Raw genomic sequence first — 19,054 nt, forward strand, 5'->3', positions numbered from 1 at the left:
CAATGACAGGCAGCGCCGGCCCGGCCACCGGAGCCATCCTGAGGCGGGCGGGGTGTTCATGGACGCCTTCCGAAGGCTTGCGTAGGATGGCGCGTTCGCGCTCTACGCCGTTGCAGCCAGCGCTGCAGCCTCCCTTGCCAACAGGAGTCCAAGATGTTCAAGGCCATTGTGATCGACAAAGACACAGCAGCTTATCGCGCCCATCTGAGCGAACTGCAGGAGGCGCAACTGCCTGAAGGCGATGTCACGGTGCGGGTGGCCTACAGCACCCTGAACTACAAGGACGCCCTGGCGATCACTGGCAAGAGCCCGGTGGTGCGGCAGTTTCCCATGGTCCCCGGAATCGACCTGGCAGGCACCGTCGAAGCCAGCAGCCATCCGCGCTTTCGCCCGGGGGAGCAGGTGCTGCTCAATGGCTGGGGCGTGGGCGAGAGCCATTGGGGCGGGCTGGCGCAGAAGGCCCGGTTGCAGGGGGACTGGCTGATCCACCTGCCCGAAGCCTTCAGCGCGCGCCAGGCCATGGCCATCGGCACTGCCGGCTACACCGCCATGCTGTGCCTGATCGCCCTGGAACGCAGCGGCCTGACCCCCGAGCACGGCGAGGTGCTGGTCACCGGCGCCAGCGGCGGCGTTGGCAGCTTTGCCATCAGCTTGCTGTCGCGCCTGGGCTACTCGGTGATCGCCGCCACCGGGCGGCCGGAAGAGGCCGACTACCTCAAGGCGCTGGGGGCCAGCCGTATCATCGAGCGTGCCGAACTGTCCGAGCCAGGGCGCCCGCTGGCCAAGGAACGCTGGGCGGCGGCCATCGATTCGGTGGGTAGCCACACCCTGGCCAACGTCTGTGCCGGCACCGCCGCCGATGGCCTGGTGGCCGCCTGCGGGTTGGCCCAGGGCATGGATTTTCCGGCCTCGGTGGCGCCCTTCATTCTGCGTGGTGTGAGCTTGCTGGGGATCAACAGCGTGACCCGTCCCTACCACGAGCGGGTGCATGCCTGGGAGCGCCTGGCTGCCGAGGTGGACCAGCAGCATCTGCAGCGAATCACCCGCGAAGTGGGCTTGGAAGAGGCGTTGACCGTCGCCCGTGAACTGCTCGAAGGCAAGGTCCGCGGGCGGGTGGTGGTGGACGTCAACCACTGATATAAACCTCGGGCCGCTGCGCTGCCGGAACGCCGCGAGCGGCCTTCGTTGCTGCACCTTCCAGGACCGACGCGAGCCCCGTGCCACGGGGCTGCTTCGCGGCCCTTCGTCCTCTTGATCCGAGGTTGCCTGTTCCATGTCGATTCCCGTTCAGCGGCCGCTCTGGCAGGTGTACCTGATCTTCCTGCTGCCCATGGTGTTGTCGAACTTCCTGCAGTCGTTCTCCGGCACCCTCAACGGCATCTACATCGGGCAGATGCTGGGGACCCAGGCCCTGGCCGCGGTGTCGGGGATGTTCCCCATCGTGTTCTTTTTCATTGCCCTGGTGATCGGCCTGGGCGCGGGGGCCTCGGTGCTGATCGGCCAGGCCTGGGGCGCCCGGGAGCTGGGCACGGTCAAGGCGGTGGCCGGTAGCACCCTGTTGCTCGGCGCGTTGATCGGGTTGCTGGGGGCAGTGCTGGGCATGCTGTTTGCGCGGCCGGCGTTGCAGGGGCTGGGCACGCCCCTGGATGTGCTGGACGATGCGGTGGGCTATGCCCGGGTGATGATGCTGATCATGCCGCTGCTGCTGGTGTTCGTGCTCTTCACTCAGTTGCTGCGGGGTGTCAGCGATACCCTGTCGCCGCTGCTGGCGCTGATCGTTTCGACCCTGGTGGGCCTGCTCCTGACCCCGGCGCTGATTCGCGGTTGGCTGGGCCTGCCACCCATGGGCATCCAGAGCGCGGCGTTCGCCGGGCTGGTGGGCAACATTCTGGCCATGGGTTTTCTGGTCTGGCGCTTGAGTGGCCGGGCCCATCCCCTGGCCCCGGACCGGACGTTGTTCGCGGCGATGAAGCTGGACCGGGCGATTCTCGCCAAGGTGCTGCGCATCGGCCTGCCCACCGGGGTGCAGATGGTGGTGATCTCACTCTCCGAACTGGTGATCCTGGCCCTGGTCAACCGCCACGGTTCCCAGGCCACGGCGGCCTACGGTGCGGTGACCCAGATCGTCAACTATGTGCAGTTCCCGGCATTGTCGATCGCCATCACCGCGTCGATCCTCGGAGCCCAGGCCATTGGCGCCGGGCGCCTGGAGCGCATCACCCCGATCCTGCGCACGGGGCTGGCGATCAACCTGTGTCTGACCGGGGCCCTGGTGTTGCTGGGCTACCTGATTTCCCACTGGCTGCTGGGGCTGTTCATCATCGACCCGGCAGCCCTGGTGCAGGCCGAACACCTGCTGCACATCATGCTCTGGAGCATTCTGGTGTTCGGCTTCCAGGCGGTGGTGGGCGGCATCATGCGCGCCAGCGGCACGGTGCTGATGCCGGTGGCGATCTCGATTTTCTGCATCCTCGGGGTGCAGGTGCCGATGGCCTATCTGCTGGACGCGCACTTCGGCCTGCAAGGGGTGTGGATGGCGTTCCCGGTGGCCTACCTGACCATGCTGGTGCTGCAGACCGGCTACTTCAAGCTGGTCTGGCGGCACAAGCAGATCCAGCGGCTGATCTGAGGCCGTCGCCGCTCAGGCGCTGCGGGGCGAGCCGCGGCCAAAGCCGTTGACCACGATGTACAGCAACGGCCCGATGGAGACGAAGAGCGCCGTCAGCAGCAGGTAGGGCAGCACCGACAGCGCCGAGCGTCCGCGGGCCCGGGCGTCTCGCAGCATCCACAGTCCAGCCAGCAGCGCCATCAGGTACAGGTCGATGACCACCTGCGCGGTGTCGGCTTGCGACAGCAGTTGCACACCGAATTGCAGCAGCGACTGCTGTGCCTGGAGCAGGGTGAACAGGGTATAGGCACTGAAGGCCAGCAGGGCCAGCAGAGCAAGATAGGGACGGGGCATGGCGGGTTCCTAGTGGTGAGGGAGTCAGTCGCGGCACGGCGAGCGTTGCCGGCCCAGGTCCAGCATCAGGTAGAGCAGGCCGGTGGCGGCGCAGGCGACGATCAGCGTTTGCGAGAGCAGCGAGTCGAAGAGATACAGCGGGTGCTGCTGAATGTTGTAATGCAGCCCGGCATGGACCACCGCAAAGGCGGCCAGCAGTTGCCGACTGTTGCGTCGTATGGCCTGGCGCGGGTGCCCGGCCAGCCACATCAGCGCGGTGCACAGCGGTACATGCAGCGCAATGAACCACTGCTGGCCAAGCGCTGGGTCAAGGTCGCGCAAGCCATACAGCAGGCGCCACTCAGCTTGGGCCACGGCGTCCAGTTCATGGCCGGCGAACAAGGCCAGGCATAGGCGCCAGAGGGTTTTTCTCACCGTTAAACTCCTTGAACTACGGGGAGCGAACAGGCTAAGTGGCAACCCCCGGGCCACTCAATGACCTCCCAGGTCATAGACAGGCGTGGCGCACAAGCGCTCAGCTGGGCGACACAGGACGACAATCACCTTCAAGGAATGGGTAGCGATGAGCGACAACGAACAGGCTCCTGAGCCAGGCACCCCAAGGTTGATCCGTGAGGCACGGCTCGACGATGTGCCGGCCATGCTCGGCTTTGATGCCTACGCACAATCCCATGCCAGCCGCGGCCAGGCGCTTGGCGAGGCGGTCGGGCGGGGCCAGCTGTGGGTCGAAGTGGTGTGCGACAGGATCGCTGGCTATGTGTTGCTCAATCATGATTTTTTCGATCAGGGGTTTGTCTCCCTGGTGGTTGTGGCGCCCGGGCAGCAGCGTCAGGGTGTGGCACAACGGCTGCTCGTTGCCGCCGAGAAGGCTTGTCGGACGAGCAAGCTGTTCACCTCCACCAACCGTTCCAATCTGGCGGCCCAGGGGTTGCTGGCCAAGGCCGGTTTCCGCCCCAGCGGGGTGGTCGAGAACCTGGACGAGAACGATCCTGAACTGATCTTTTTCAAGGCTGTTCGCTGAGCCGCGCCCCAGCGGCTACTCCACCCAAAGGATGACCAAACCCGATGCTCGAACCCCTTGAACGCGTTCCCGCGCCAGCGCTGTCGGTCGGCGCGCAGCTACGCCAGCTGCGGCGGCAGGCACGCTTGAGCCAGCTGGACCTGGCGTTGCAGGCGGGCATGTCGCAACGGCATCTGAGCTGTGTCGAGACGGGCCGGGCGCAGCCCAGCCCGGCGCTGCTGCACAGTGTGCTGAGCACTCTGGATACTCCGCTGGAAACACGCAATCGGGTGTATCTCGCCGCCGGCTACGCCCCCCGTTATGCCGCCTTGCCGTTGAGCGATCCGGGCCTGGAGTCGGTACGCGCGGCGCTGATGCACCTGCTCCAGGCCAACAACCCGGCGCCGGCCATTGTCATCGACAGCGGCTGGCAGGTACTGGCCGCCAACCGCGCCACCGCGGTCTTGTTCGGGCTTTTGGGGCTGCCACCGACGGCGCTGGAGCAAGGCTTCAATCTGTTGGCGAGCCTGCTGCTGCCCGGTGGTTTTGGTGACTGTCTGATCAACGCCGAGGAGATCCGTCAGGTGGCTTGGCAGCGGGCGGCCCGGGAAGCGGCGCAACAGCCGGGGCTGGCGGCGCTGCTGGCGAGCCTGCCGTTCCCCGGCGAGTTGGCGGGTGCCGCAAGCCTGAGCACGCCGTTGCTGCTGACCCGGGTGCGCGGGCCCAGGGGCGAGCTGCGTTTTCTCTCCACCTTCACCACCTTCGGCATGCCCCAGGACATCACTGTGGCGTCATTGCGCATCGAGCACTTGATCCCCGCCGATCAGGCCACCTGGCAGGCCTTGACCCAGGCCTGCGAGGCCGATCCGTCCTAGATCGCCAAGGCACGGGCCGATTGGCCGGGGCTGTGGGGCGCCGTCGGCAGTGCGCCGGCCAGGACCATTCGAGTCAGGGTGCTGGCGACGGCCTGGAAGTCCGCGGCAACCGCCTCATCACCGCCGTTGAGCAGGGCGATCTGCCAGCCGAGGGTGGGATAGGTCTGGGTCGCCGCGCCGATGAACAGCAACAGGTGCGCCGGGTCGACGGCGGCTATCAGGCCTCGTTCGGCCCAGTTGCGCAGGCAGGCGATTTCACGGCGATTCTGTGTCTCCAGGCTTTCGCGCCAGGTGACCGGCAGCTGTTGCGCGCCATGCAGCAGCTCACTGCAGAGAATCTTCGAGCGCAGGGGAAACCCCTGGACGATGTGCATCCTGGCTTCGATATAGGCCTGGAGGGCCGGTCCGGGATCGGCGTCCTCGTGCAGCAGCAGCGAAGCCTGACGCAAGGGTTCCAGCAAGGGCTGCAGGACTTCGGCGTAGAGATTTTCCTTGGTGTGGAAGTAGTAATAGAGATTGGCCTTGGGCACTCCGGCGCGCAGGGCGATATCCAGGGTCTGGCAGGCACTGAAGCCCCGGGCGGCGAATTCGTTGCGGGCGGCATCGAGAATCAGCTGGCGGTGGCGTGATCGGGAGCGCCGCTCGCGGGCGGCCGGAGGCTGTCCCGGGGGCTGCGGGGCGGGGGTATCGATGCTGGGTGAGGGTCGATGCATGGGGCGTCTCGTGGTGCGAATTCGCAATATACAAAAGTATATAGCGAAATCTCTGCGTCAGGCTCCACCGCTGCTATCAGGGATGACGAGGGGGGAAGGGCAAGGCCGGAGCGGGCTGACCGCTCCGGTAAGCAGGGGGGAGGCTTCAGGCGTGGCGGGTACGGCTCCAGCGCCGTGCCAGATAGCCGTAGACCGAAAGGTTGATCAGCAGTACCAGGCTGCCCAGCCAGAGCTGGATGCCCGGCGTCAGCCCGGCAGGGTAGATCAGTGGGATCAGGTAGTGCTCGATGAACCCGGCCCCGTAGCCATCCTGGCCGGCCGCGTGGCGCAACAGGTTTTCCCAGCGGGTCAGCGGGCATTCCAGGTGCAAGACTTCCACCGCCACACCCCAGGCCGCGGCGGGCAGGTGCAGCAGCATCAGCCGTGGATGGCGCAGCACCAGCAGGCCTCCCAGCAGCACGAAGACGATGAATGACAGGTGAAACAGCACCAGGCTGTCAGCGGCGATGCGGTAGAGCATGAAGGTTCCTTGTTGGGGGAGGCAGGTCCGTGGCGCGGGCGCCCCGGGCAATATACCGATGCCGGAGGCGTCGTGGGTGACCATCGCGCGAGCGCCTGGCAAAACGCCCCGGACGTCGCAGTGGCGCTACCTATACTGCAAGTAGGCCAGGCCGGTCTTTCGAGCCTGGCCTTGCCTTGCCTTGCCTTTCAGGGAGGGACGTGCCTTGTGCTCACTGGCGCTGCGCTGCCATCGCCGCAGGTCCTGGTTGTTCAGCCTGGGGCTGGCGGTGCTGGTATTGCTCCTTCCCGGCTGCGCCAGCCGTGTCGCGCAACCCGTCGCTCCGGCGCCGGTCAGTCCGGCCGTCTGGCGTCAGGTGGAGGGTGAACTGCTGGACGCCTCCCGCTCTGCCACTCTGCAGGCTGAAGTCTATGCCCAGGGCTCCATGGAGCATTGGCGCACACGGATCTATCAGCAGACCGAGGAAAACTTCATTCCCTGGTTCAGTGGCTACTGGACCCAGGAGTGGCTGTCGCTCAAGGTCGGCTGGTATTCGTTGAACAGCCGGGGCGATGAGGCACAGGCATCCAGGCGTCTGGCCGGTTACCTGCAGGAGCAGTATCAGCAGCGGGTCCTGGCACCGGTGGCGCTGGAGATCGATGCCGATGGCATTACCGGCGAGGCCATGGAGTTCTATGTGCAGTTGCTGCGTCAGCAGGTGGAGCTCAGCACCGCGCGTCATCAGTTGCCCGCGCCGCAGCTGGATCAGCATCTGGCACGGATCATCGCCATCGATCTTGGGCCCCAGGCCGGCCAGCGCGCTTCGCTGCAGCAACTGCTGCAGGTGGAGCCGGTGGCCCGTCTGCCGGCCTATGGGCCGCTGTTGCAGCAGATTCATGCCGGGCCGGCGACCGCCCCGGGGGCTGCTGCGCCGGGTGTGTCCCAGGTGGCCCAGGTCACCAGTGAGAAACTTCAGGCGCAGTTCGCCAGTCGCGGTGTGGCCGGTGCTGTGGCCGCCGCGGTGGGGCGGGTGGCCGGAGCGCTGATTTCCGTGGGTGTGGCGGGAGTACGGGCCCTGGTCCAGAACAATGAGCGCGAGGATCTGCAGGCGCAGACCCGCCGCGACCTGGGCACGGCCTTCGATCAGGCCTGGCTCAAGCAGTTGCATGACCCTGAGCACGGGGTCATGGCCGGGGTGTATTACCTGGCGCGGCAGATTGAGGCGCAGTTGCAAGCGCCGCCACCTCTGGTGGAGCAGGGCCCCGGCTGGAGCCCGTGAACCCGCGGTGTCAGGTCAGTGCCTTGCGGCGCATTGTCCGGGAGCTGCCCCAGGGGCTGGTTCGAGGATGACCTCATACTCACTGACGCCTGCGGCATGGCGCCCGGCAACGTAGCCGAAGGTCATGGCCGGCCCCAGGTTGATGCCCCCGGACGGGTAGAAGCCGCCCATGACACTGGCCATGTCGGTGCCTGCGGCATACAGCCCCGGGATCACTGCTCCGGTCTGATCCAGTACTTGGGCCTGGGGGGTGGTCCTGAGCCCGGCAAAGGTGCCGAAACTGCCGGGCAGCACTTTGACCCCATAGAATGGCCCTTGCTGGATAGGCGCCACACAGGGGTTCGGCCCCGGGTACAGGGCGTCGCCCTGCTTGCGGTTGTAGGGCGTCGAACCGCGGCCGAACTCGGGGTCCTGGCCCTGCCGGGCATGCTGGTTGAACGCCTGTACCGTGGCGACCAGGCCTTGTGGGTCGATGCCGCAACGCCGCGCCAGCTCCTGGATGGAGTCGGCTCGTTGCAAGTAGCCGTTGCGCACCAGGGGCCCCACGGGCAGGGGGAAGGGACGGGCATAACCCAGCCCGTAACGACGTTGGAAGCGATGATCGCAGATCAGCCAGGACGCCACTTCCTCGCCGGCCGGAACCGCCTCCACCATGGCTGCGGTGTAGTCGTAGTAACCGTCGGCCTCGTTGACGAAGCGTTTGCCATTGGCCAGCACCCCGATCACCCCGGGCTTGGCCCGATCGATGATATGGGGAAAGTGGCCGATGCTGCCGTCGGCGTGTCGCACCCGCGATACCGGGGCCCAGGCCACCGGGCTGGCAAGGTCAGTGGCCAGCACGGCACCGGCGGCCTCACCGAGACGAATGCCGTCCCCCGAGCAGCTCAAGGGTGGCAAGGCCAGATGCTCGTCAGGGCCTGGCGCTCGGGGAAACAGCGCCTGACGTCGAACCGGGTCATGGGCAAAACCACCGGCCGCCAGGACCACGCCGCGACGGGCACGGATTTCCCGCGGCCCCTGAGGTGTGTCGATCAGGGCGCCGTGCACCCCCTGGTTGTCCCGTAGCAGCGAACGGGCCGGCGACGACTCCAGCAGATTCACTCCCAGGTCCTGGGCTGATTTCGCCAGCCGGCCAATCAGCGCCACGCCGTTCACCAGCTGCATGGCCCGGCCATGCAGCGCCAGGTCCCGCAGATGGCGGATAAAGCGCTTGCCCACATGCAACAGCGACTTGAACGAGCGAGTCATGCTGAGAAAGGCGCCCAGGTCGGCCCCGGCCATGATCGGCATGCCCATGAACGAGGTCTCGCGCATGGTCCGGCGCAGGCGCGCCAACAAGGGACCAATGGCCCGGGCGTCATAGGGCGCGGCGATCACCTGATGACCCTCGATACCGGCCCCGGGCACCTGGCCGTGGATGTCCGGAATGCCATTGCCGTCGACGAACTGCAGGGCGGTGTGCTGTTCGAAGAAGGCCACCATCTGTGGTCCGTTATCGAGAAAGGCGTCGATGCGTCCGGCGTCGTAGCCTTCGCCCAGTTCATGCCTGAGGTAGGTGCGCGGCTGTTGCGGGTTTTCATGGATGCCGGCGCGGCGCGCCAGAGGATTACCCGGCACCCACATCCAGCCACCGGACCAGGCACTGGCACCGCCGAAAGTGGAATCCTTTTCCACTACTACCACCTTCAGGCCATGCCAGGCGGCGGTCACGGCACAGGCCAGGCCGGCAGCGCCGGAGCCGATTACCAGCAGGTCACAATCCAGGGGCGGGAGGTTTTCAGCGGGAGCTTCGCTCACAATGGCAGGCCTTTTCGGTGAAATTATAAAAAATGGAATCATGTTCCATATTGTTGAAAAACTATTTCACAGTGGCTGCGAGGCTGTCAAACCAACCCGGGCTTGTACTTTGAAAATGGGCCTGCGAGTGGTTTCAACCCTGTGATGCGCGCAGGAAGGCCAGCACGTGCCGGGCTTGGTGACACAAGGCGATCTTCCAGCAGTCGGCGCCTTGTTCATCTTGTTGCAGCGGGTCGCCACCGACAGCGAGCATGGCCTTGAACAGTTCCAGCTGATCGTCTTCGGCAGCCACCATCAGCGGCGTACGGCCCGGGCAGGGATAGGCATGAGAGGCATTGGGGTCAGCGCCATGACGCAACAGCAGGTAGGCAATTTGCATCAACTGCCGGGGATCGCAGCGTTCGCGTTCCACTGCCAGCAGGGTCTTGAGAATCGCTTGATGCGACGGCTGATCGGGGTCCATGAGCGCGCGCTGGCCGAAGGCTCCAGCGCTGCTGCCCAACTGACGGCGCAGCACCTCTTGGCTCACCGCGTCTGCTTGCTTGATCAGGCTTTGTACCTTGTCCATGGCCTTGCCCGGTTGTTGCAACTGCCACAGTTTGCCGAGGCAGTGGTACAGCGGCGTCTGCTCCGGGTAGAGCCCGGGAGCATTGGCCGAGGCCCCCATCTGCAGCAGCCTGGCCACCACTTTGGCGTCGCCCATGTCGATGGCCTGCATCAGAGGGGTCAGGCGCTTTTTGCGGGTGCACTGGTCGAGGGTGGCGGCCTCGTGAGGCTGGTCCAGCAGCAGGTCGAGGGTCGAGCGTTCTCCTCGGTCATGGGCGCATTGCAGGGCACAGAGCAGCGCTGAACCTTGGGCCTCGTCCTTCAGGTTGACGTTCGCTCCATGCTGCAACAGGGCACGGACCGCCTCGGCCTGACCTTCGGAGGCGAACCAGAGCAATTGCGGATACCGACGTTTCTGCCGATCGATGGTGTAGACCGCAATAACCCGGTCAGGGCGTTGCAGGTCCACCTTGATGTTCCCGGTCTCGGCGGGGTCGAACGCAAGGATCGGCCATTGCGGTTGCGCTCTGTGGTCTTCGGCCTCCGGGAAGAAGCCCAGCGCCGGGAACAGTCGGGTAAAAAGCTGCTTCAGCTGGCTGATTTCCCAGTCGCTGATCACCGGGCCTTGCTCAAGGCCCAGGGAACTGAACAGTCCCAGTATCAGCGCCTGGTGCTTCAGGCGCTTGAGCCGGGGCCGGTCTTGCAGCATCGCCGCCAGGCTCAGGCACTCCTCCAGCAGGTTCAGTTGCAAGCGACCGGCGCGATACAGGGCCGCTGACAGGGCCGCGTCGTAATGCCTCATGGCCGTGGAGTAGTTGCCCGACAGCAATTGCCAGCGGCCTTCGAACCAGGCACTGAAATATCCGGTCCGGCCATCCGTATCATGGCGCTCCTGCAGCTTGATGAAGTCGTCTAGCATCTGCCGTGCCTGAGCCTGGCTGCCGGCGGCCTTGCCCCGGGTCGGCGTCAGGTGTTCCCGCAGCCATTGGGCGCCGGGCTTGAGGATGTTCAGGCGCTGCCCGGCCTCAAGGTTGAGGCGCTCCAGGGACTGGCGGCCACTTTGTGCCGCGGGCCCCAGCAGCAGGGTGTGCAGCACTTGTTGCCTGAACCCCGGGAGGCCGACGGCGAGCAATTGCTGGTCGAAGTGACCGAGGGCTCGGGCCGTCACCAGCCAGGGTCCCAGGTCGGCCACCAACTGTGGCTTGTCGCTGACTTTTTCCAGGGTCCTGAGCAGTGTCTTGAGACTCGACAGATCGGCCTGTCGGGGCCCTTTGCGCCAACGCCCCAGTTGATCACGGGCATCCTTGCTGTCGGGATAGAGGCGTTGAGCCAGTTGCTGGGCCGAGTCCCCACTCTGTTGTTCGAACCATTGCAGGACCACCCCCAGAGGAAACTGATCCTTGTCCAGCAGCTGTGGCAGTTGCGGGCCGCTGAAACGCCGTTGCAATTGCTGGAGAAAGTCGCCGACCGGTGCGGCGTAGTGTTCCACCAGCGCCGGCAGGGCCTGCTGGCGGCTCAGGCTATCCAGCCCCAGGTTCTTGACCAGATCGAGGTAGTGGGCTTGCAGATAATCGACGAAGGCTTCGAGGTACAGGGCAAAGTCACGGTCCAGCTGACTCAAGGGTTCAATCAGCAGCTCGCGCTTGAGCTTGGGAAACAGGCTCCAGTCGTGATCGCTCTCGGCCAAGGCGACCAGTTGCTTGCGGCGCGCGGCGTCAGTGGATTTGGTATCGAAGGCTGCCGTGAGCAACTGGTAGCACTCTCCCAGGCTGGGAAAGGGGGATTGGGTTAGCGGCATTCGAGCCTCCGTAACATCAGTTTGAAGTTCAGTAGCGCCCGACAGTCGCTCGGCGTGCAGGGCACCGGGATCGAACCCTTACCTGGGGCCGTGAGCTTCCCATGGCGTTTGCCACGATGGAACAGCCAGCCTTGGCGCAATTGTTGTTTGACCAGCCTGGCGATGTCTTTGTCATTGCTGTAGTGGGACATGGCGGCCTCCTTGGCCTGGCCCCCGCCAGCCAATACTGACGGGGGCGCTGTCGGGCTCAAGGGTTGGTGTTTTTCGCGGCAGCGCGTTGCGCCCGGGCAGCAAAGCTGTCCGCCGTTACCTGGCCCTTGCCGGCCTTGGCGGCACTGCTGGTGATGCGCGAGGCCGACGCCTGGTCCATCGGCGACGGGTTGGCGGGAGGGGTGTTTTTCGACATGAGGGTAATCTCCGTTGGATGACTGCCGAACTGGCAGTGAATCGAGATTACCCAGGCGGGAATTGCTTGGCGGCGGCGCCGATGGCGCAAAAAAACAGAAAAATTCCAGGCGCCCTGCAACGCCCGTCAGGTCGGGGTTGCAGGTGCTCCGATGATTGATTGCAACAGCCCGAAGAGCGGTTGGCGAAGGCTCAAGGAGTGTGGGGTTTGCGCAGGATCAGATCGAACCTGTGGTTGTGTTTGGGGCCGCGCAGGCTTTTGCCCAGCCCTTCGCTTTCTTCGAAATGCTCGATGTGCAGGCCGGTGCACAGTGCCTGTACGGCGCTGCGGGAGTGAAAAGTCAGGTCTGGCGCCGTGGCCCATTGATCCCGCTCGCCGAACAGCTGGCCCACCAGCAATGCTCCGGGTTGCAAGGCCTCGACTTGCATCTGCCAGAACTGGGCGAAGGCAGCGGGGCGGCAGAACGGCCACGCCAGTCCGGCGTGAATCAGCTGTGCCGGCGCCAGTTCATCGAGGGTTTCGAAGTGTCCCTGGACGGCACGCAGGCGACCTTCGGCGAGGGTTCCGGCGCGGTCCTTGAGGCGCTCGATGGCGGACGCCTCCTGGTCGATGGCCAGCACCCTCCAGCCACGCTCCAGCAACAAGCAAGTCTCGATGCCCGAGCCGCAGCCCAGGTCGATGGCCTGGGGGTGATCCATGCCCGGCAGGTTCAAGGCCAGGGCGCGGCACAACAGGGGTGAAGGCGGGCGACCCTCGAAAGTCTTGTAGAAGGCCTCCCACCGGGCGGACTCCTCAGGGGCGGGTGTGGGCATGAATCACTCCTTGATGATTGGCGCAATATCCTACCGGAGCCCGGCCATCCTGTGCCGGGTTTCAGCCTTGCAGCGGGTCTGGGCTCAGCAGGCCTTTACGGGTCAGTTCGCACACTTCCCGGGCCTGTTGCAGCACCTGCTGTTGCCATTGCGGGCGGTCGTCGTAGAACGCGTCGCGCATCTGTCGCTTGATCTGCTCGAAACGCGAGCGCGGCGCCAGCGGATTGCGCTGCAGCCATTGTTCGGCGCGCAGCGCGTTGAGCACCTGGGGGCCGGGCAAGGTGCCGTATTCAAGGGTCAGGCCGTTGTATTGCGCCTGGGGACATTCCTCCATCACGGCCAGGTCCAGGGTGCCGTTCAACTGCGCCGAGGTGGAGCTGCCATCGAAGCTGTTGGTCACCTCGGGGCCCCACCAAGCCTGGGCCCGTTGCAGGTCGGCGGCGCTGGCCCGGCCCTTGTAAATGCGTTCGCCGACGCCGTTGGGGCCCAGGCCTGTGTGGATGTCGATCCAGCCGATACGCAGGCAGTGCCGGGCGTGCTGGCGCAGAATCTGGCGAATCTGCAGGTTGCTCCAACTGGGTTCCACGCCGCTGAAGAACAGGCCGTCGGGGTGGCTGTGCTGACCGCGAGTGATGGCCGACTGCAGAGCCGAGCGGCCGCGACGCGCAGCGAACAGCATCAGTCGCGCGCTGCTGCTGATGCTCGCCGGCCAGTTCCTGGGCAGCAGCAGATTGTGGATGGCACGGTAGTCGGGGTTGTCCGGCAGGGGCTGGCTGAAATCGAGGAAGTTGCGATTCAGATCGACGTTTTCGTGGGTCACCCGGCGCATCCAGGAGAAGCCGTAGGGGTTCAGCGCATGCAGGTAGAGCACGGCCAGATCCGGGGACGCGGTGCGCTGGGCCCAGTGATCGTCCGCCAGCAGATCGACCTGCACGGCCGAGCCACAGAAGCCTTCGACGCCGTGGCAGCCACTGCTGATCACCATCAGGTTGCGGGCGTTGGCGGGCCCCACCCGGCAGACGTCGATGGCCAGGGTTTCCTGGTCGCGGCCCTTGAACGGATGGATATGGGATTCCACCTGCAAGCCACGCAGCTCGCAGCCATTGAGAAATTTGCGCCGCGCCTCGGCATAGCTGGCGGAAAAACTGGCAAGGTTCATCGAGAGACTTCCTGATCGGGTACAGAGGCTCCTCGGCCTCCCCAGTGCGCCACGGCACCAGGGAGAGCCTGGGGAACGGGGGAGCGAATGGGCCGCCAGGCGGCCCGGCGAGAAGGCGTTGCTAGACGCGGATCGGGGCTGCCCCTGGCAGCGTATCGCCGGCCCTGGCCAGCAGGCGCTCGCGAGTGGCGCTCGGGTTGATCACCCACAATCCCAGCAGGGCGCAGGCCAGGGTTGCCAGGCCGATGCCATTGACCGCGGTTTCAAATCCCCGGGCAATGTCGTTGTCGAACAGGGTCACCAGCTTGCCCACCAGCCAGGGTGCGAGCATGCCAGCCAGGGTCATGCAGCCCACATGGATGGCCAGCATCGCGCCGCGCTGGCGCGCCGGAGAAATGTGCGAGGTGATGGTCATGCCGAAGGCGAACACGCCGTTGAGCAGCACGGCGCCCAGCACATAGAGCACCAGCTTTTCTTCCAGTGCGCCGAACACCGAACCCATGGCGCTCAGGGCCAGGCCTCCGACCATGCAGCACAGCATCGGCGGCACGACCAGGCTGCGTTGCACGCTCACTCCATTCTTCAGAAGACGCTGGGACAGGCCCGACACCAGCAAGTTGAGCAGGATAATGCTGAAGGTTGCGGCGAACATCACGTAGCCGGTCTGCATCGGGCTCAGGCCCAGGCCCTTTTGCATGTACACCGCCGACCAACTGAAGGACAGGGCATTGGGCAGGTAGGCCAGAAAACACATCAGCGAAATCCACAGGAAGGTGCGGTTGAGCAGCAGGTGGCGGTAGGCAATCGGCGCTTCGGCGAGCTGTTGCTCGCTGTGTTGCTCGGCGTGCCGGCCTTCAGCACCGAACAGCAGCCAGACCAGGACCCAGGCCAGGCTCAGCAGGGCCAGGGCCAGGTACGCCGTGCGCCAGCCGTAGTGGCTGATGGCATAGGGCAGGGCCAGGGCTCCCAGCAGTCCGCCGAGCATGATCGACACCTGGATCAGCGAGGCCGGCAGCACTTGCTCCCGCGCCCCGAACCACTTGAACGCCGCGTGCTGGGTCACCGCCGTGCCCGGGCCGCAGCCGGCTCCCAGTAGCAGGCGGCTGGCGGTCAGGGCGGCGAGGCTGCTGGCGAAGGTCACCAGCAATTGCGCACTGGTCCAGACCAGCGCCATCACCGTGAGAATCCAGCGGGTGGGGTAGCGGTTGGCGAGAAAGCCCACGGCGATCCCGGAGATCGAATAGAGAAAAAAGAAGGCGCTGCCGACAAAGCCGAACTGCTCCGGGGTCAGTTGCAGTTCCTCGATGATCTGCACCCCGGCGAAGGCGAAGATGGTCTTGTCCAGCACGCTGATGACCATCACCGCCATCAGCAGGGCCATGATCAGGGCGCGGGGTCTTGCGGCGGGTGTCGGCATGGCGGCGGTTTATCCTTGGTTGTTGTTATTGGGGGCGTTGCAGAGCGGTTTCCACCAACCGCGCCCAGAGGCTGGCGCCATAGGGCAGGGCGGCGTCGTTAAAGTCGTAGCCGGGGTTGTGCACCATGCAGCCGTGGGCACCTTCGGTGCCGTTGCCCATGACGATGTAGCAGCCGGGACGCTGCTCCAGCATCGAGGCGAAATCCTCGCTGCCGAGAAAGCCGCTGGGGATGCTGGTCATCAGCCCTTCGGGGCCCAGCAGGTCCCGAGCCACCTGTTGCAGCAGGGCGGTTTCGGCCGGGGTGTTGAGCAGCACGCCGATACGCTCGTCGTACTCATAGTCGAGTTCCAGGTTGTGGGTGGCGGCGACGCCCCGGGCCACTTCACCTATGCGTTGCTTGAGCAGGGTGCGGATCTGCGGGTTGGTGGTGCGTACGCTCAGCGCCAGGGTGGCGTGATCGGGGATCACGTTGGCGGCGTCGCCGGCGTGCAGCGAACCCACGGTGATCACGGCCACTTCCCCAGCCGGCACGTTGCGCGCAACGATGGATTGCAGGGCCAGCACCAGCTCGGCGGCGGCCACCACCGGGTCTCGGGTCTTGTGGGGCATGGCGCCATGACCACCGACCCCCTTGAGGCGAATGTGCACGTTGTCCGAGGAGGCGCTCATGGCCCCGGCCTGGGTCAGGAACACCCCCACCGGCAAGGTCGGCATATTGTGCAGGGCGTAGACCGCGTCACAGGGAAAACGCTCGAACAGGCCGTCCTCGATCATCCGTCGGGCGCCGCCCAGGGTTTCCTCGGCCGGCTGGAAGATCAGGTTGACGGTGCCGTCGAACTGCCGGGTCTCGGCCAGGTAGCGGGCAGCGCAAAGCAGGATCGCGGTATGCCCGTCATGGCCGCAGGCATGCATGGTGCCCGGCTGCCGGCTGTGCCATTCAACGCCGCTCTGCTCATGGATCGGCAGGGCGTCCATGTCGGCGCGGATTCCCAGGCTGCGGGGGCTGTTGCCATTGCGCAGCACACCCACCACCCCGGTGCCGCCGATGCCGCGGTGGACCTCGATACCCCACTGCTCCAGGCTCTGGGCGACTCGCTCACTGGTGTGCTGTTCGGCAAAGCCCAGTTCCGGGTGCTGATGAAGGTCCCGGCGCAACTGGGCGAAGCTGTCCTGCCAGGCGAGGATCTGCGGGATCAGGGGAGAGTGGGGCGCTGTCATGGGGGCCATTTCCGAGCTACTGACGGTGGCCCGCAGCATGCCCCAGCCTTGCGCCGCTGAATAATCACCTCTGGGCATGCTTATCGGTTGTGGTTATCAAGGTGCGCGGCCGGGCGCCCTCAGGCGATGGCCGGAATCGAGTTCGGCACGGGTTTCGACGGCCCCTTGTAGATGTAGATCAGTTCATCGGCCAGGGCCTTGGCTTCCCGGGTCATCAGCTCCTGGTCGCGACACACCAGGGAAATGTTCATCGGCGGGACCGGCTCGACAATCTCCAGGATCTCCAGCTTCTGCATCAGCATCGGCGCACTTTCCAGGACCCGCAGCGACCAATAGCTGATGGCATCGCTGGTCACCGCCAGTTCGGCGAAGAGCACCACCGAGGCGCACTCGATGACATTCTGCGGTGGCGCAACACCGTTTTCCTCGAACATCACCCCGACCTTGGATTGCTCCAGGGAGTCCTGCAGCAGCCACTCCTGTTCCTGCAGCTCGCTCAAATGCCGGGCATGGCGCAGCGGATGGTCCTTGCGCACCACCAGCACCGTGGGCTGGGCGTAAAGCTCCTCCCAGTGAAAACCGTCGGTGTTGCGCGAGGGCGGCAGCGAAGTCAGGGCCATGTCGAGCTGCCCTTCACGCAGGCCTTCCATGAGCTTGGACGGTCGCAACTCGTGGATCTGCACCTGCACCTTGGGGTAGTGCTGACGATAGCGATTGAGGCTGGCGACGAATTGCGGGCCGGGGGTGACCGGCGAGACACCGATGGACAGCTTGCCGTCCATGCGCCCCTTGAGGGTGTCGATTTCCTCTGCAGCGCGGCGAACCTCTTCCAGGATCAGTCGCGCACGGCGTACCAGGCGCTCGCCGTATTCGGTGGCGGTGATCCCGCGATTGGAGCGGATCAGCAAGGGCACGCCCAGTTCCGCTTCCAGTTCCTTGATGCCCTTGGACAGGGCCGGTTGTGAGATATGCAGCAGGCGCGAAGCCTCCTGGATGCTGCCGCTTTCGCAGATGGAAACCAGGGCGCGCAGCTGATGCAGCTTCATGGCGGGGTACCGAGTGGGAATGGGGGCTTGAATCTAAGCCAAAACCCCCGCCATGGGGGATAGGAGTAGTACCAATTTGTAAGGCCGATAGCACAAACATGCTCCGGGGCGGTGTTGGCCCCGGAGCCGGCGGATCACCCTCGGGGTTAGCGAATTCCTGTGGCCCGCAGTGCCGACGGGGTGAACTCCTTGCGGCTGAAGGGCAGGTTGAACTGGTAGCTGTTCTTCTCTTCGTTGCGCAGGGAGTTCACCGCGTAGCGGCCGGAGAGCACGTCATAGTGTGCTTCGGCGGCGAAGGACGGCACCTTGACGTCGTAGAAGAAGCTGGCGTGTCCTTCGGCCACTCGCCACAGGGCGCCGCGGCCGTCGTAGGCATCGGTGATCGCCGCCTGCCAGCTGTCCTCGTCGATGTAGATGTCGCGCTTGGAATAGACATGGCGCTGGCTGGGCTTGAGGGTCGCCTGCAGATGCCAGACCCGGTGCAATTCATAGCGGGTGTGCGCGGGGTTCAGGTGCCCGGCCTGGACGATCTCGCTGTATTTGAGCTTGGGCGATTCCAGGCGGTAGCTGTTGTACGGGATGTACATTTCCTGCTTGCCCACCAGTTTCCAGTCAAAGCGGTCCGGAGCGCCATTGAACAGGTCGAAGTCATCGAGGGTACGCATGCCTTCGGCCGCCGGACTGTCATAGGCGATCTGTGGCGCGCGGCGCACTCGGCGCTGGCCGGCATTGTACTGCCAGGCCATGCGCGGCTCCTTGACCTGGTTGATGGTCTCGTGGACCAGCAGCACACCGCCGGCCAGGCGCGCCGGGGAAAGGAATTCCTCACGGTAGTAGTTGAGGATGTTGGCCATCTCCGCCGGCTGGTAGTCCGTCAGCCCGGTGGGGTAGGCCAGTTCCTGCTTGACCACGCTGGGGGTGAAGCTGCCGTTGGCCTGGGGCGAGGCCTGCATGACGATGCGCTTGAGGCTCTCGCCACGGTAGCGGCCGATGTGGTTCCAGATCACCTCCAGGCCGTCCTTGGGAATCGGGAAGGGCACGGCGCCGGGGCTGTAGTTCTCCAGGCCGTTGCCGCCTTCCACCAGGGTGGTGCGGGTGGCGTTGAGCAGGGTCGCGTCGAGGCTCTTCTGCGGCAGGCTGACGCTGCGATGGCTGCGGAAGACCGGCATCTGATAGGTCTTGGGGTAGCGCTTGAACAGGGCCAATTGGCCAGGGCTGAGCTTGTCCCGGTACTGCTCGACGTTGTCGGCGGTGATGGTGAACAGCTTCTGCTCCTGGGCGTAGGGGTCTGCCAGGAAGCCGTCGGCATCCATCTTGCCGGTGCTCTCGGGCAGGCCGCCGGTCCAGGCCGGGATGCTGCCATCGGCGTTGCCGGCGCGCTCGGCGCCCACCGGAGTCAGGTCCTTGCCCAGGCGTGCCGCTTGGTCGCTGGAGACCGCGGCCAATACCGGGCCGGCCAGCAGGCTCAGGGTGAAGCAGCCAATCTGCAACAGGTGGGGATGTTTCATGATTAACCTCTTGAGGGC

The 19,054-nt window shown here is 65.3% G+C and carries 19 protein-coding genes; 5 read left to right on the top strand and 14 right to left on the bottom strand.

Going from position 1 to position 19,054, the window contains the following annotated elements:
* Window positions 1-153: 153 nt before the first annotated feature.
* Window positions 154-1,137, top strand: a complete 984-nt coding sequence (gene acuI, locus ACSSVC_RS16355; RefSeq protein ID WP_446440028.1) for an acrylyl-CoA reductase (NADPH) — start codon at window positions 154-156, stop codon at window positions 1,135-1,137.
* Between the two features lie 136 nt (window positions 1,138-1,273).
* Window positions 1,274-2,629: an MATE family efflux transporter gene (locus tag ACSSVC_RS16360; RefSeq protein ID WP_346635731.1), complete on the top strand. Its 1,356-nt coding sequence runs from the start codon at window positions 1,274-1,276 to the stop codon at window positions 2,627-2,629.
* A gap of 12 nt (window positions 2,630-2,641) precedes the next feature.
* Here ACSSVC_RS16360 and ACSSVC_RS16365 read toward each other — a convergent pair whose 3' ends face one another.
* The gene (locus ACSSVC_RS16365) at window positions 2,642-2,962 is read right to left on the bottom strand and encodes a DUF2834 domain-containing protein (protein WP_346635732.1); all 321 of its coding nucleotides are present in this window, start codon (window positions 2,960-2,962) and stop codon (window positions 2,642-2,644) included.
* Between the two features lie 24 nt (window positions 2,963-2,986).
* Entirely contained in the window at window positions 2,987-3,376 is a 390-nt protein-coding gene (locus ACSSVC_RS16370; protein WP_492611004.1) for a DUF6713 family protein, read from the bottom strand.
* Window positions 3,377-3,524: 148 nt separating this feature from the next.
* Between ACSSVC_RS16370 and ACSSVC_RS16375 the strand changes: the two genes are divergently transcribed.
* Window positions 3,525-3,983 carry a GNAT family N-acetyltransferase gene (locus tag ACSSVC_RS16375; RefSeq protein WP_346635734.1) on the top strand — a complete coding sequence of 153 codons (459 nt, stop codon included), beginning with the start codon at window positions 3,525-3,527 and terminating at the stop codon, window positions 3,981-3,983.
* A 44-nt stretch (window positions 3,984-4,027) separates the two neighbouring features.
* Complete coding sequence (locus tag ACSSVC_RS16380; RefSeq protein WP_492611005.1) at window positions 4,028-4,837, top strand: helix-turn-helix domain-containing protein; 810 nt, start codon at window positions 4,028-4,030, stop codon at window positions 4,835-4,837.
* Here ACSSVC_RS16380 and ACSSVC_RS16385 read toward each other — a convergent pair.
* Window positions 4,834-5,550 (bottom strand): TetR/AcrR family transcriptional regulator, encoded by a 717-nt coding sequence (locus ACSSVC_RS16385; RefSeq protein WP_346635736.1) that lies wholly within the window; start codon window positions 5,548-5,550, stop codon window positions 4,834-4,836. The genes ACSSVC_RS16380 and ACSSVC_RS16385 overlap by 4 nt on opposite strands.
* 145 nt (window positions 5,551-5,695) lie before the next feature.
* Entirely contained in the window at window positions 5,696-6,070 is a 375-nt protein-coding gene (locus tag ACSSVC_RS16390; protein WP_346635737.1) for a DUF2784 domain-containing protein, read from the bottom strand.
* Between the two features lie 205 nt (window positions 6,071-6,275).
* Between ACSSVC_RS16390 and ACSSVC_RS16395 the strand changes: the two genes are divergently transcribed.
* Window positions 6,276-7,328 (top strand): hypothetical protein, encoded by a 1,053-nt coding sequence (locus ACSSVC_RS16395; RefSeq protein ID WP_492611006.1) that lies wholly within the window; start codon window positions 6,276-6,278, stop codon window positions 7,326-7,328.
* A 15-nt stretch (window positions 7,329-7,343) separates the two neighbouring features.
* On the opposite strand, the gene ACSSVC_RS16400 is transcribed toward ACSSVC_RS16395, so the two are convergent.
* The 10 genes from ACSSVC_RS16400 to ACSSVC_RS16445 all read right to left on the bottom strand — a co-directional run bounded on the left by ACSSVC_RS16400 (window position 7,344) and on the right by ACSSVC_RS16445 (window position 19,036).
* Window positions 7,344-9,125 (bottom strand): FAD-dependent oxidoreductase, encoded by a 1,782-nt coding sequence (locus tag ACSSVC_RS16400; RefSeq protein WP_346635739.1) that lies wholly within the window; start codon window positions 9,123-9,125, stop codon window positions 7,344-7,346.
* 133 nt (window positions 9,126-9,258) lie between these two features.
* The gene (locus tag ACSSVC_RS16405; RefSeq protein WP_404939411.1) at window positions 9,259-11,469 is read right to left on the bottom strand and encodes an ankyrin repeat domain-containing protein; all 2,211 of its coding nucleotides are present in this window, start codon (window positions 11,467-11,469) and stop codon (window positions 9,259-9,261) included.
* Window positions 11,460-11,660 carry a hypothetical protein gene (locus ACSSVC_RS16410; protein ID WP_346635741.1) on the bottom strand — a complete coding sequence of 67 codons (201 nt, stop codon included), beginning with the start codon at window positions 11,658-11,660 and terminating at the stop codon, window positions 11,460-11,462. The genes ACSSVC_RS16405 and ACSSVC_RS16410 overlap by 10 nt, the downstream gene beginning before the upstream one ends.
* Before the next feature lie 56 nt (window positions 11,661-11,716).
* Complete coding sequence (locus tag ACSSVC_RS16415; RefSeq protein WP_346635742.1) at window positions 11,717-11,875, bottom strand: hypothetical protein; 159 nt, start codon at window positions 11,873-11,875, stop codon at window positions 11,717-11,719.
* Window positions 11,876-12,066: 191 nt separating this feature from the next.
* Window positions 12,067-12,687 carry a class I SAM-dependent methyltransferase gene (locus ACSSVC_RS16420; RefSeq protein WP_346635743.1) on the bottom strand — a complete coding sequence of 207 codons (621 nt, stop codon included), beginning with the start codon at window positions 12,685-12,687 and terminating at the stop codon, window positions 12,067-12,069.
* A 61-nt stretch (window positions 12,688-12,748) separates the two neighbouring features.
* The gene (locus ACSSVC_RS16425) at window positions 12,749-13,846 is read right to left on the bottom strand and encodes a M14 family metallopeptidase (RefSeq protein WP_346635744.1); all 1,098 of its coding nucleotides are present in this window, start codon (window positions 13,844-13,846) and stop codon (window positions 12,749-12,751) included.
* A gap of 121 nt (window positions 13,847-13,967) precedes the next feature.
* The gene (locus tag ACSSVC_RS16430; RefSeq protein WP_492611007.1) at window positions 13,968-15,263 is read right to left on the bottom strand and encodes an MFS transporter; all 1,296 of its coding nucleotides are present in this window, start codon (window positions 15,261-15,263) and stop codon (window positions 13,968-13,970) included.
* A gap of 25 nt (window positions 15,264-15,288) precedes the next feature.
* Window positions 15,289-16,482: a M20 aminoacylase family protein gene (locus ACSSVC_RS16435; protein ID WP_492612571.1), complete on the bottom strand. Its 1,194-nt coding sequence runs from the start codon at window positions 16,480-16,482 to the stop codon at window positions 15,289-15,291.
* 119 nt (window positions 16,483-16,601) lie between these two features.
* Window positions 16,602-17,528 (bottom strand): LysR family transcriptional regulator, encoded by a 927-nt coding sequence (locus tag ACSSVC_RS16440; protein WP_492611008.1) that lies wholly within the window; start codon window positions 17,526-17,528, stop codon window positions 16,602-16,604.
* A gap of 146 nt (window positions 17,529-17,674) precedes the next feature.
* Window positions 17,675-19,036: a DUF1329 domain-containing protein gene (locus ACSSVC_RS16445; protein ID WP_346635747.1), complete on the bottom strand. Its 1,362-nt coding sequence runs from the start codon at window positions 19,034-19,036 to the stop codon at window positions 17,675-17,677.
* Window positions 19,037-19,054 lie beyond the last annotated feature (18 nt).

It is taken from the genome of Pseudomonas sp. E1BtOHC1 (assembly GCF_058744285.1).